Consider the following 12,331-nt stretch of genomic DNA (forward strand, 5'->3'; position numbering starts at 1 on the left):
ATTCTGGTTTAATACGCCTTTTTTGCCCAAAGGCCCGCCCTCCCCATGCACCCAACCGCCCTCCACGTCCTGGTCATCGGCTATGTCTGGCCCGAACCCCGCTCCTCGGCCGCCGGCGGGCACATGATGCAGCTGCTGGAGTGTTTTCTGGAGCGCGGCTGGCACATCACCTTCAGCAGCCCCGCAGCCATCGGCGAACACAAGGCCGACCTCGCGAGCCTGGGCATCGCCGAGCAGGCCATCGAGCTGAACAACGCCAGTTTCGACCGTTTCATCGCCGACCTTGCCCCCGACGTGGTGCTGTTCGATCGCTTCATGATGGAGGAGCAGTTCGGCTGGCGCGTCGAGAAGCATTGCCCAGCGGCCCTGCGCGTGCTCGAGACCTCCGACCTGCAGAGCCTGCGCGATGCCCGTCATCAGTTGCTGCGCCGGCGCCTGGCCGAGGGCCTGGACAGCAACGATTTTCGCGCGCTGTTCAACACCTCGGGCCCCGACCTGTATCGCCAGATGGCCGGTGCCGACCTGGCCCAGCGCGAACTGGCGGCGATCTACCGCAGCGACCTGAGCCTGATGATCTCGGATGCCGAAATAGACCTGCTGGTCAATGGCTTCGGCGTGCCCGAGGCGTTGCTGCACTGGTGCCCGCTGATGCTGGCGCCGCCCACCGAAGCCTTTAGGCCGTTCGCGGAACGCGAGCACTTTCTCAGCATCGGCAACTTCCGCCACGCGCCGAACTGGGATGCGGTGCTGTGGATGAAGCACAGCCTGTGGCCGATGATCCGCCGTCGCCTGCCCAAGGCGCAGTTGCACATCTATGGTGCCTACACGCCGCCCAAGGCCACCGCGCTGCACAATGCTGCCGAAGGGTTTCACGTGATGAACTGGGCTGAGGACGCCCTGCAGGTGATGAGCGGCGCACGGGTGTGCCTGGCCCCGCTGCGCTTTGGCGCCGGCATCAAGGGCAAACTGACCGATGCGATGCTGTGCGGCACGCCCAGCGTGACCACCCCGATTGGCGCCGAGGCCATGCACGGCGACCTGCCCTGGCCAGGACTGGTGGCCGACACCGCCGAAGGGTTGGCCGATGCCGCGGCGCGGCTCTACAGCGAGCAACCGCGCTGGGAGCAGGCCCAGCGCGACGGGCGCCAGCTGCTGAGCGCCCGCTACGACAGGCGCTGGCACGGCCAGGCCCTGGTGCAGCGCATCGAACACACGCTGGCGCACCTGGATGAACAGCGCCTGTACAACTTCACCGGGGCCATGCTGCGCCACCATCACCACAAGAGCACCCAGTACATGGCCCAGTGGATCGAGGCCAAGAACCGGCCTAGCGGCGGCGCAGCAGATACGTGTCCATGATCCAGCCCTTGCGCGCGCGGGCCTGCTCGCGCTGCGCCAGGATCTGCGCCTTGACCTGCATCAGCGGCCCCTCGATCAGCAGCTCGTCGGCAGTGCCCAGGTAGGCGCCCCAATAGATGTGCAGGTGCGGATCGTCCAGTTCGGCAAAGGCGCATTGCCCGTCCAGCATCACCACCACGTTGTCGATGCCTGACTCACCAGCCAGACGTCGGCCCGGCAGGATATGCAGCGGCTCGCCGATACGGTTCAGCGCAATGCGGTGAGCGGCCGCAAGGGCCTGGACGCTGCTGATGCCGGGGATGACTTCAAGGCTGAACGCCGGCTGCGCCACCCGCTCCAGAATGCGCAGGGTGCTGTCGTAAAGCGTCGGCTCGCCCCACAGCAGGAACGCGCCGCATTGCCCCTCGGCAAGCTCGTCGTGCAGCAGGCGCCCATACAGCGCAGCGCGCTGGCGGTGCCAGTCCTCCACGGCACCGACGTAGTCTGCAGCCGCCGCGTCGCGTTGCGGGTCTTCGACCTGCACCAGGCGATAGGGCCGGTTGACGTGGCGCTCCAGCAGCTCCTTGCGCAGGCGCAGCAGGTCGTCCTTGGCGGCGCCCTTGTCCAGCACGAAGAACACGTCGGCGCGGTTCAGGCTGTCGATGGCTTCGAGGGTGATCTGCCGGGGGTTGCCCGGGCCTATTCCAATCAGCAGCAGGTGTTTCATCGCAAGCTCTCCCAGGGGCGCGCGGCCATTGTCGGCCGGCCCGCGCCACTTGGCAAAGCCTGCGCCTACAGTACCGAGAAGTTGTAGCTGACGATCACCCGGGTCTCATCCATGTCGCGGGCGAATTTCTCGTAGTTGCTGCGGTAGGTGGAGTTGCGCAGGCGCACGCTGACGTCCTTGAAGGTGCCGCTCTGCACCTGGTACTTGAGTTCGCTGTCGCGCTCCCATTCCTTGCCCTGTGCCGGGCTGCCCGGCACCTTGACGTGATCGCCGCTGATGTAGCGGGTCAGGAAGCTCAGGCCTTCGAGCCCTACTGCCTTGAAGTCGTAGTCGTAGCGCACCTGCCAGGACCGCTCCTGGGCCGCAGCGAAGTCGTTGACCTGGGCGTAGTTGACCAGGTAGGGGTTGCTGCCATCGAGGTACGGCATGGCGTTCTCGCCGTACATGCGCTGCCAGCCGGCGCTGAGCTTGTGCCCGCCCAGGCTGTAGCCAAGCATGGCGCTGAAGGCACGGTGGTCGATGTCGCCGGCACGGGCACGACCGATGTCGTCGCTCTTGATCAGGCGCAGGTCGGCCGAGAGGCGGCCCACGCTCAAGGGCTGGCTGGCCACCAGCCCGAGGAAATGCTGGCGATAGATGTTTTCGAGCTTGGCCACCTGGTACTGCGCGCTCAGGCGCTCGTTGAAGCGGTACTCCAGCCCGGCCGTGTCGAAGTGGTCGGCGCGGGTGTCGCAGGCATAGCGCTTGTTCTTGCAGTGCACGCGGATATCTTGCTGGTCGGTCGAATCGCGGGCGGTGTACTTGTCGAGCCGCGCGGCGCTGAAGGTGAGGTTGTCGACCTCTCTGGACGTCAGCATCGCGCCATGGAACATGGTGGGCAACAGGCGCCCGTCGTTGTACTTGAGCAGCGGCATGTCCGGCAGCATGGCACCGTATTTCAATACGGTCTGCGAGTAACGCACCTTGCCGGCCACACCCAGTTTTGCGTACTGATCGGCCGAATGGCGCGGGTTGTGGCCGCTGGAAGGCAGCAGCCCGCTGTTGCTGTCGGCCGGGCTGGAATCGAGTTTGAAACCCAGCATGCCCAGCGCATCGATACCAAAGCCCACGGTGCCCTGGGTATACCCGGACTGCGCGTTGAGTATGAAGCCCTGCGCCCACTCTTCACGTTTCGACGCGCCCTGGGAGGAGGCGGTGTGACCGTCACGAAAGTCACGATTGAAATACACATTGCGCGCCTCGATGTTGACACTGCTGTCTTGCAGGAAACCACTGGCCTGGGCCGAAACAGTAACGAAGGACAACAACGCGCCGACCACCGGGCGTTGGGCAATGAAGGGAGTTGGGGCACGCATGAAAAGCAGTATCCAGAACGAAGGGCAAGGTATCCATCAGCCCCGACGGGGCTGGGCAAGGGCCGCTGCACACAACTAGGCAGCGACCGCTTATTGTCTCCAAAGCGCTCTGGCACGGGCCATTGGACCATGGTCTAGAACAGATGCCGATGCGGTAATTAATTCTTTAGTGTGGCGAGCACTGTGCAATAAGAAAGTTCCGTAGTGTGTTGTCGTAAAAGTTTGATGTTTATCGCAGGGCGATTGACTACACTCTTTTTACTGTGTTGTTTGTTTTCTACCCGGTGACGCGGCATCAATAGCGGCCTCAAGCGGTTGCGCCGCGCACGGCCCTTACCGACCAACAGGAGAGATGACAGTGTCCAGACTTGCAGAGTTTCGTGCTGCCGAAAAAGCCCTTCAGGAACAGCTTGCTCAACTGGAGGCACTGAAAAAAGACGCCGGCCTCAAACGGGAAATCGAATTCGAGCAGAAACTTGTCAGCCTGATGAAAACCTATGACAAGGGCTTGCGCGACATCATCAATATTCTCGACCCGGCGGCCACTACGCGCCGGCCTGCCAGCGCGCCCAAACAACGCCGTGCGCGCGTGGTGAAAGTCTATGAAAACCCGCATACCGGCGAGCTGATCGAAACCAAGGGCGGCAATCATCACGGCCTCAAGGCATGGAAGCAGGAGTACGGCGCACAGACAGTCGACAGCTGGTTGCGCAAGTGAAACAGTACTTCACACTTTTTTCACATGTACTGGCTCAGGATGAAGACTGCTAAAGGATTAGCGCCCCATACGCCCGCTTCGGCGGGCTTCTAATTCTTGCGCCCCGTCAGGCCTGGCCGACGGGGCGCAAACCGTTTGCGCAATCGCTTCAGTTCCGTATCATTGCTCCCTGACTGTTTTGCTGGCGCGCCAAGCGCCGGCCCTATCTGCGGAGTGCCCATGAGCCTGCAAAACCTCGACACCCTCCCCGGCGTCACCGCGCAACCGGATGCCGCGACCCACAACTTCGTGTTCAACCACACCATGCTGCGGGTCAAGGACGTCGCCAAGTCCCTGGACTTCTACACCCGCGTTCTGGGCTTCAGCCTCGTGGAAAAACGCGACTTCCCGGAAGCCGAATTCAGCCTGTACTTCCTGGCGCTGGTGGACAAGGCGCAGATTCCGGCCGACCCGGCCAAGCGTACCGAGTGGATGAAGTCGATCCCGGGCATCCTCGAGCTGACCCACAACCACGGCACCGAAAACGATCCCGCGTTCGCCTACCACAACGGCAACACCGACCCGCGCGGTTTCGGCCATATCTGCATTGCCGTACCGGACATCCGTGCGGCCTGCGAGCGTTTCGAGCAACTGGGCGTGAACTTCCAGAAGCGCCTGAGCGACGGGCGCATGAAGCACCTGGCCTTCATCAAGGACCCGGACGATTACTGGGTAGAGATCATCCAGCCGACCGAGTTCTGACAGCGGCCCCGGGGGCGCGCTCGTCGGCGCGCCGCCCCGGCGCACCTGGCTGTGGTATACCGGAGCTGATACCGGTTGAAGCCACCACAGCGAGGTAGCGCTCATGCACACCCTTGAATGTGTCCACCGCAACTACACGGTCACGGCAAACGTGGTCCCGCATGCCGGCATTCCCCTGCCGTTCGAAGTCGGATGCCGCATCACCTCCCCAGACAAGCACAGCACCCGGCGATTGTGTGCCCACGCGCCGCTGTTTCTGGCCGACCTGGAAAACGCCCAGCGCGCGTCGATTGCACTGGGCAAGTCGCTGGTCGACCAGCAACTGGACAAGGGCCGGTCGCTGTTCAAGTAGGCCACGCAAAAGCCCTGACAGGCTGACCTGTCAGGGCTTTTGCGTTGTTGCACCGTCACAGGCCGGCAAGGCCGGCGATGCGCCTCAGGCCGGAGCGCTGGTACGGATCAGGTGGTCGAACGCTGCCAGCGATGCCTTGGCCCCCTCACCCACCGCGATCACGATCTGTTTGTAGGGCACCGTGGTCACGTCACCGGCGGCAAACACGCCCGGCACGCTGGTCTGGCCCCGCGCATCGACAATGATCTCGCCACGGGGCGACAGTTCGAGGGTGCCCTTGAGCCAATCGGTGTTGGGCAGCAGGCCGATCTGGACGAAGATCCCTTCCAGCGCGATGTCATGCTGCACGTCGCTGTTGCGGTCCTTGTAGCGCAGCCCGTTGACCTTCTGGCCGTCGCCCAGCACTTCGGTGGTCAAGGCGCTGGTGATCACGGTCACGTTGGCCAGGCTGTGCAGCTTGCGCTGCAGCACCGCGTCGGCACGCAACTGGCTGTCGAACTCGATCAGCGTGACATGGGCGACGATGCCGGCCAGATCGATGGCCGCCTCCACACCGGAGTTGCCACCACCGATCACCGCCACACGTTTGCCCTTGAACAGCGGGCCGTCGCAGTGCGGGCAGTAGGCCACGCCACGGCTGCGGTACTCCTTTTCGCCCGGCACGTTCATCTCGCGCCAGCGTGCGCCGGTGGCCAGGATCACGGTCTTGGCCTTGAGCGTGGCACCGTTGGCCATGCGCACCTGGTGCAGCGCGCCGTCCTGGCCCGGCACCAGCGCATCGGCGCGCTGCAGGTTCATGATGTCGACGTCGTACTGCTTGACGTGCTCTTCCAGCGCCGTGGCCAGCTTCGGCCCTTCGGTCTCCTGCACGGAGATGAAGTTCTCGATGGCCATGGTGTCCAGCACCTGCCCGCCGAAGCGCTCGGCAGCCACGCCGGTGCGAATGCCCTTGCGGGCCGCGTAGATCGCTGCTGCCGCGCCTGCCGGCCCACCACCGACCACCAGCACGTCGAAGGCGTCCTTGGCATTGAGTTTCTCGGCCTGGCGCTCGCTGGTGCCGGTGTCGAGCTTGGCGACGATCTCCTCCAGGCCCATGCGGCCCTGGCCGAACACTTCGCCATTGAGGTAGACGCTTGGCACTGCCATCACCTGGCGTGCCTCGACTTCGGCCTGGAACAGCGCGCCGTCGATGGCCACATGGCGCACGTTGGGGTTGAGTACCGCCATCAGGTTCAGCGCCTGCACCACGTCCGGGCAGTTCTGGCACGACAGCGAGAAGTAGGTTTCGAAGTTGAACTCACCCTTGAGCCCGGCGACCTGTTCGATCAGCTCGGCGCTCGCCTTGGAGGGGTGGCCACCGACTTGCAGCAGCGCCAGCACCAGCGAGGTGAATTCGTGGCCCATGGGGATGCCGGCAAAGCGCAGGCTGATATCGCCCCCCGGGCGATTGAGCGAGAACGACGGGCGACGGGCGTCGGCACCGTCCTCGCGCAAGGTAATCAGATCCGACAGGCTGGCGATTTCCCGCAGCAGGTCGTGCATTTCACGGGACTTCGCGCCGTCGTCGAGGGAGGCAACGATCTCGATCGGCTGGGTGACCCGCTCCAGGTAGGCTTTCAACTGAGTTTTAAGCGTGGCGTCCAACATACGGGCGATTCCTTTTCAAACGGTAGAAAAAACAACGCCCGGGCAGAGTCGCCCGGGCGTTTTGCGGGGCGGGACAGACTTCAGGTGCGGTGGCCCGCCCTCGGCTGGTTCACGGTCTTAGATCTTGCCGACCAGGTCCAGCGATGGCGCCAGGGTAGCTTCGCCTTCTTTCCACTTGGCCGGGCAGACTTCGCCTGGGTGGGCAGCGACGTACTGGGCAGCCTTGACCTTGCGCAGCAGCTCGCTGGCATCACGGCCTACACCGCCGTCGTTGAGTTCGACGATCTTGATCTGGCCTTCAGGGTTGATCACGAAGGTACCGCGGTCGGCCAGGCCGGCTTCTTCGATCAGCACGTCGAAGTTGCGCGAGATGACGTGGGTCGGGTCACCGATCAGCGGGTACTGGATCTTGCCGATGGTTTCCGAGGTGTCGTGCCAGGCTTTGTGGGTGAAGTGGGTGTCGGTCGACACACCGTAGATTTCCACGCCCAGCTTCTTGAATTCAGCGTAGTTGTCGGCCAGGTCGCCCAGTTCGGTCGGGCAGACGAAGGTGAAGTCGGCCGGGTAGAAGAACACCACGGACCACTTGCCCTTCAGGTCGGCTTCGGAAACAGGGACGAACTCGCCGTTGTGGTAGGCAGTAGCGTTGAACGGTTTGACCTGGCTGTTGATGATAGGCATCGGTGACTCTCCTCAGGGTTGAAAAACTTGATGGGAGAATCCTAACCATTCATCGCCGATAGCGCTCATTGGCAAAGCTGATGCTGGTGATTGGTTTTGGCTATAAAGCTCAGTTCAGATAGACGATTTATGTTGATGCGATCGCGGGCCAAGCCCGCTCCCACAAAGACCGTTGCAATCGCTGTGGGAGCGGACTTGACCCGCGCTGGAGGCACCGCTTAGCGCGTAGGCGTACGCAGCGTCACGAACTCCTCCGCGGCTGTCGGGTGCACACCGATGGTTTCGTCGAACTGTTGCTTGGTCGCCCCGGCCTTGAGCGCGATGCCCAGGCCCTGGATGATCTCGCCGGCATCCGGCCCGACCATGTGACAGCCCAGCACGCGGTCGGTGTCGGCATCGACCACCAGTTTCATCAGGGTCTTCTCCTGCACGTCGGTGAGGGTCAGTTTCATTGGCCGGAAGCGGCTTTCGAAGATCTGCACCTTGTGCCCCGCCTCCAGCGCCTGCTCCTCGGTCAGGCCCACGGTGCCGATCGGCGGCTGACTGAACACCGCCGTCGGGATGTTCTGGTAATCCACCGGGCGATACTGCTCCGGCTTGAACAGGCGCCGCGCCACGGCCATGCCTTCGGCCAGGGCCACCGGAGTGAGCTGCACGCGGCCGATCACATCGCCAATGGCCAGGATCGACGGCTCGTCGGTCTGGTACTGGTCATCGACCTGCACGTAGCCGCGCTTGTCCAGTTGCACTTCGGTGTTCTCAAGCCCCAGGTTGTCGAGCATGGGGCGCCGGCCGGTGGCGTAGAACACGCAGTCGGCAATCAGCTCGCGACCATCCTTGAGGGTCGCCTTGAGGCTGCCATCGGGCTGCTGGTCGATACGCTGGATATCGCTGTTGAACTGCAGGTCGAGACCGCGTTTTTCCAGCTCTTCCTTCAGGTGCGTGCGCACTGCGCCATCGAAGCCGCGCAGGAACAGGTCGCCCCGGTAGAGCAAGCTGGTCTTGGCGCCCAGCCCCTGGAAGATTCCGGCGAACTCCACCGCGATGTAACCACCCCCCACCACCAGCACACGCTTGGGCAGGGTCTTGAGGTAGAACGCCTCGTTGGAACTGATGGCCAGCTCGCGCCCGGGGATGTCCGGAATCTGTGGCCAGCCGCCGGTGGCGATCAGGATGTTCTTCGCGCTGTAGCGCGTACCGTCCACCTCGACCTCATGGGGCCCGGTGAGGCGGCCGTGGCCTTCGAGCAGGGTCACGCCACTGTTGACCAGCAGGTTGCGGTAGATGCCGTTGAGCCGCTCGATTTCACGGTTCTTGTTGGCGATCAGCTGTGCCCAGTCGAACTGTGCATCTTCCAGCGACCAGCCGTAGCCTGCCGCCTGCTCGAAGTCATCGGCAAAGTGCGCGCCATACACCAGCAGTTTTTTCGGCACGCAGCCGACGTTGACACACGTGCCGCCCAGGTAGCGGCTTTCGACCACCGCCACTTTTGCGCCGAAACCGGCAGCAAAACGTGCTGCACGCACACCGCCGGAACCGGCGCCAATCACGAACAGATCAAAATCGTAGGCCATATCAGTCTCCTTGGCAGGCCGCCAGCATACCGCCAGCCAAGCCCATAAACAAAAAAGCCACCCGAAGGTGGCTTTGTGACGCAACCGACCGAGTGAACTCAGTAGGCCTTGCCGGTCTTGTAGAAATTTTCGAAGCAGAAGTTGGTCGCGTCGATGTAACCCTCGGCGCCACCGCAGTCGAAACGCTTGCCCTTGAACTTGTAGGCAATCACGCAGCCGTCCTGGGCCTGCTTCATCAGGGCGTCGGTGATCTGGATTTCACCGCCCTTGCCCGGCTCGGTCTCTTCGATCAGCTTGAAGATGTCCGGGGTCATGATGTAGCGGCCGATGATCGCCAGGTTCGACGGGGCGTCTTCCGGCTTTGGCTTCTCGACCATGTTGCGTACACGGTACAGGTCGTCGCCGATCAGGTCGCCGGCGATCACGCCGTACTTGCTGGTTTCCTGCGGGTCGACTTCCATGATCGCAACGATGGTGCAGCGGTACTGCTTGTACAGCTTGACCATCTGCTTGAGCACGCCGTCACCATCGAGGTTGACGCACAGGTCGTCGGCCAGCACCACGGCGAACGGCTCGTCACCGATCAGCGGGCGACCGGTCAGGATCGCGTGGCCCAGGCCTTTCATTTCGGTCTGGCGGGTGTAGGAGAACGAGCACTCGTCGAGCAGGCGACGAATACCGACCAGGTACTTTTCCTTGTCGGTGCCCTTGATCTGGTTTTCCAGCTCGTAGCTGATGTCGAAATGGTCTTCCAGAGCGCGCTTGCCGCGGCCGGTGACAATGGAGATTTCGTTCAACCCAGCGTCCAGCGCTTCTTCAACGCCGTACTGGATCAGTGGCTTGTTCACCACTGGCAGCATTTCCTTTGGCATGGCTTTGGTTGCTGGCAGGAAGCGGGTGCCGTAACCGGCTGCCGGGAACAAGCATTTCTTGATCATAAACGTCCTTAACAAGGGGCTGTGCAGTACGAAATTCGGCGCAGTCTAATCAGGCGGCGATGCGCTTACAATGCCCCCGTGGCCCGGCCGAATGAATGATAGAGAAAAACTCAGTGTAGATAGTTCCCGCAGGTTGCAAATAATCCGCGTATCCAGGCCCGCAGGCAGGCCTGGATACGCGGATGGGCGAGCGTTCTAGCCGCCTGTGCCCTGCCCGATCAGCACCCCATCGACCTTCTGGCCGTAGAGGTTGACGCCGTCATTGGCGTGGAACTTGAGCCGGGTTTTTTCCACCGAGCCTTCGACCAGGCGCGGGTCCTGAGGGCGCTCATGCGCGTTGATGAAGGCCGCCACGTCCCAGGCCTGCTGGTCGGTCAGCGTGCCTGGCTTGCCCAGCGGCATGTTGTGCTTGATGAACGAGGCCGCCGTGTTGATGCGGTGCATGCCGGCACCCCAGTTGTAGGAGTCCTTGCCCCACAGCGGTGGCATCACATAGTCCTTGGCCACCTTCTGGCCCTGGCCGCTGTCGCCGTGGCAGATGGCGCACTGCTGCTGGTACACCTGGGCACCGCGCTTGATGTCATAGCCCTGCGCAGGCTTGTCGACCTCCGGGTAGCCACGCCCCGGTGTCTCGACGCCGATCGGTGCCTTGCTCGCCAGCCAGTAGGCATACACCGACAACGCCGTCATCTCGGGGCTGTCGGCCGCCGGCGGCTTGCCGTTCATGCTGAACTGGAAGCAGCCCTGGATACGCTCGGCAAAGGTGTTGACCTTGTCGTTTTTCTTGCGATAGGCAGGGTACATCGGGTAAGCCCCCCACAGAGGCGCCGAATGCGCCAGCCGTCCCTGATCCAGGTGGCAGTTGCTGCAGTTCAGGCCGTTGCCCACATACTCGGGGGCCAGGCGCTTGGTGTCGACGAACAGCGCATAGCCGTCGCGCACCATCTTGCCGAAGGCGTTGTCGGGCAACTCGCTTTCGGCGGGGGGCTTGAAGCTGGCCGGCGTGCTGGCCGGCGCCACTTTCAGTTGCGACTGGTCTTCCATGGCGATCGGGGCCGCCTGAACGCCGCCCATGAACAGGGTCAGGGTAGTGAGTAGCAAGCGATTCATTTGGCGGCCTCCTGGCTGGCGCGGGTGGCAAAGTATTCAGCCAGCGCCTTGACCTCGGTATCGGTCAGGGCTTTGGCGACACCGACCATCAACTGGTTAGGGTCGTTGCTGCGCCGGCCGTCGCGCCATGCGTCAAGTTGCCCGGCCAGGTAGCTGGCAGGCTGGTGGGCCAATGGCGGAAAGTGCTCGCCTACCCCCACACCACCCGGCCCGTGACATTGCACGCACCCGGGGATGCCTCGGCTCCAGTCGCCGTAAAGCGCCAGCGACTCGACCGGGTCGGTTGCCATCTGCTGGCGACGGGTATCAGGGGTGGGCGGTACCGGCATTGCCGCCAGCGTGGCGCTGATGGCGCTGATCTCGGCGTCGCTCAGGGCCTTGGCCAGCGGCTCCATGATCGGCTGCTTGCGGCTGCCGTCACGAAAGTCCTTGAGCTGTTTGCTCACATAGGCGGCCGGCAGGCCAGCCAGGCGTGGGAAGCCGGCGGCGGCCATGCCCAGGCCATCGGGGCCATGGCAGCTCATGCAGGCCATGGCAGAGGGGTTCTCCCCTCCCTGGGTGAATATCTTCTGGCCATCGGCGGCAGTGGCGGCTTGCATTGAAAGCAACAGCAGGCTGCCTATCAGGATTCGATCCAGTGGGATCATCACGGACTCCATTTTTCTTGTTATAAGCTTAGACTTATAAAATATAAGCCTACCGATACTAGGCCTATCCGGCCAGCGCTACAACGCGGGCAGGCACAGAAAAATGCAGGGACAACCACTGAATCGTTTAAACGAGGCTCACGCCGTCACTTGGAGATGCACACGCTCACAGCCGCTTTGACATCCCCCGGGCGCAGGGGAAAATTGCTCAACCGCTCATGCAACTTGACCGCGCTGCCACTCGAGCGCTCGCTGATCTCCAGCACTGCAGCCGGGGACTTGTCCGAGAGCTTCTGCGGTACCACCACGCGCAGGCCGCTGCCCCGCTCCTCGATGGTCAGCGGGCCACGGCTATCGGCCAGTTTTTGCTGGACGCAGGTGGCAAACTCGCGTGGCGACTTGCCCGAGATCACGCTCATGGTCTCGGGGCTCTGTTCGATTTCGGCTACATTGGCACAACCGGTCAGCGCAACTGCCAGCGCTGGTACAACCCATTTCATCGG

The 12,331-nt window shown here is 62.9% G+C and carries 13 protein-coding genes; 4 read left to right on the top strand and 9 right to left on the bottom strand.

The genetic code is table 11. The annotated features are described in order from the left end of the window. Positions 1-45 precede the first annotated feature (45 nt). Positions 46-1,359 carry a glycosyltransferase gene (locus DN388_RS12005; protein WP_254999925.1) on the top strand — a complete coding sequence of 438 codons (1,314 nt, stop codon included), beginning with the start codon at positions 46-48 and terminating at the stop codon, positions 1,357-1,359. Here DN388_RS12005 and cobF read toward each other — a convergent pair. Both cobF and DN388_RS12015 read right to left on the bottom strand, forming a co-directional pair. After that, positions 1,328-2,065, bottom strand: a complete 738-nt coding sequence (gene cobF, locus DN388_RS12010; RefSeq protein WP_254999927.1) for a precorrin-6A synthase (deacetylating) — start codon at positions 2,063-2,065, stop codon at positions 1,328-1,330. The two genes, DN388_RS12005 and cobF, sit on opposite strands and share 32 nt — an antisense overlap. Positions 2,066-2,130: 65 nt before the next feature. Continuing rightward, positions 2,131-3,420, bottom strand: a complete 1,290-nt coding sequence (locus DN388_RS12015) for an OprD family porin (protein ID WP_054914311.1) — start codon at positions 3,418-3,420, stop codon at positions 2,131-2,133. Positions 3,421-3,778: 358 nt separating this feature from the next. Here DN388_RS12015 and DN388_RS12020 point away from each other — a divergent pair, with 358 nt between their 5' ends. The 3 genes from DN388_RS12020 to DN388_RS12030 all read left to right on the top strand — a co-directional run bounded on the left by DN388_RS12020 (position 3,779) and on the right by DN388_RS12030 (position 5,231). Then, entirely contained in the window at positions 3,779-4,138 is a 360-nt protein-coding gene (locus tag DN388_RS12020) for a histone-like nucleoid-structuring protein, MvaT/MvaU family (RefSeq protein WP_043861747.1), read from the top strand. A 219-nt stretch (positions 4,139-4,357) separates the two neighbouring features. Continuing rightward, entirely contained in the window at positions 4,358-4,879 is a 522-nt protein-coding gene (gene gloA / locus DN388_RS12025) for a lactoylglutathione lyase (RefSeq protein WP_043861746.1), read from the top strand. A 103-nt stretch (positions 4,880-4,982) separates the two neighbouring features. Continuing rightward, entirely contained in the window at positions 4,983-5,231 is a 249-nt protein-coding gene (locus tag DN388_RS12030; protein ID WP_254999934.1) for a hypothetical protein, read from the top strand. Positions 5,232-5,315: 84 nt separating this feature from the next. Here DN388_RS12030 and ahpF read toward each other — a convergent pair whose 3' ends face one another. The 7 genes from ahpF to DN388_RS12065 all read right to left on the bottom strand — a co-directional run bounded on the left by ahpF (position 5,316) and on the right by DN388_RS12065 (position 12,328). Beyond that, positions 5,316-6,878 carry an alkyl hydroperoxide reductase subunit F gene (gene ahpF, locus DN388_RS12035; protein ID WP_236176158.1) on the bottom strand — a complete coding sequence of 521 codons (1,563 nt, stop codon included), beginning with the start codon at positions 6,876-6,878 and terminating at the stop codon, positions 5,316-5,318. 117 nt (positions 6,879-6,995) lie between these two features. After that, the gene (gene ahpC / locus DN388_RS12040) at positions 6,996-7,559 is read right to left on the bottom strand and encodes an alkyl hydroperoxide reductase subunit C (protein ID WP_043861743.1); all 564 of its coding nucleotides are present in this window, start codon (positions 7,557-7,559) and stop codon (positions 6,996-6,998) included. A gap of 218 nt (positions 7,560-7,777) precedes the next feature. Next, positions 7,778-9,133: a glutathione-disulfide reductase gene (gene gorA, locus DN388_RS12045; protein WP_088514405.1), complete on the bottom strand. Its 1,356-nt coding sequence runs from the start codon at positions 9,131-9,133 to the stop codon at positions 7,778-7,780. A 98-nt stretch (positions 9,134-9,231) separates the two neighbouring features. Then, positions 9,232-10,071 carry a UTP--glucose-1-phosphate uridylyltransferase GalU gene (gene galU / locus DN388_RS12050; RefSeq protein ID WP_043861741.1) on the bottom strand — a complete coding sequence of 280 codons (840 nt, stop codon included), beginning with the start codon at positions 10,069-10,071 and terminating at the stop codon, positions 9,232-9,234. Positions 10,072-10,266: 195 nt separating this feature from the next. Then, positions 10,267-11,181 (bottom strand): c-type cytochrome, encoded by a 915-nt coding sequence (locus DN388_RS12055; RefSeq protein WP_043861740.1) that lies wholly within the window; start codon positions 11,179-11,181, stop codon positions 10,267-10,269. Further along, the gene (locus DN388_RS12060) at positions 11,178-11,828 is read right to left on the bottom strand and encodes a cytochrome c (RefSeq protein ID WP_043861739.1); all 651 of its coding nucleotides are present in this window, start codon (positions 11,826-11,828) and stop codon (positions 11,178-11,180) included. Before DN388_RS12060 ends, DN388_RS12055 begins: the two co-directional genes overlap by 4 nt. Positions 11,829-11,974: 146 nt before the next feature. Next, complete coding sequence (locus tag DN388_RS12065) at positions 11,975-12,328, bottom strand: hypothetical protein (protein WP_043861738.1); 354 nt, start codon at positions 12,326-12,328, stop codon at positions 11,975-11,977. Between the last annotated feature and the right edge of the window lie 3 nt (positions 12,329-12,331).

This window comes from Pseudomonas sp. S12(2018) (assembly GCF_024355235.1).
GTDB lineage: Bacteria > Pseudomonadota > Gammaproteobacteria > Pseudomonadales > Pseudomonadaceae > Aquipseudomonas > Aquipseudomonas palmensis.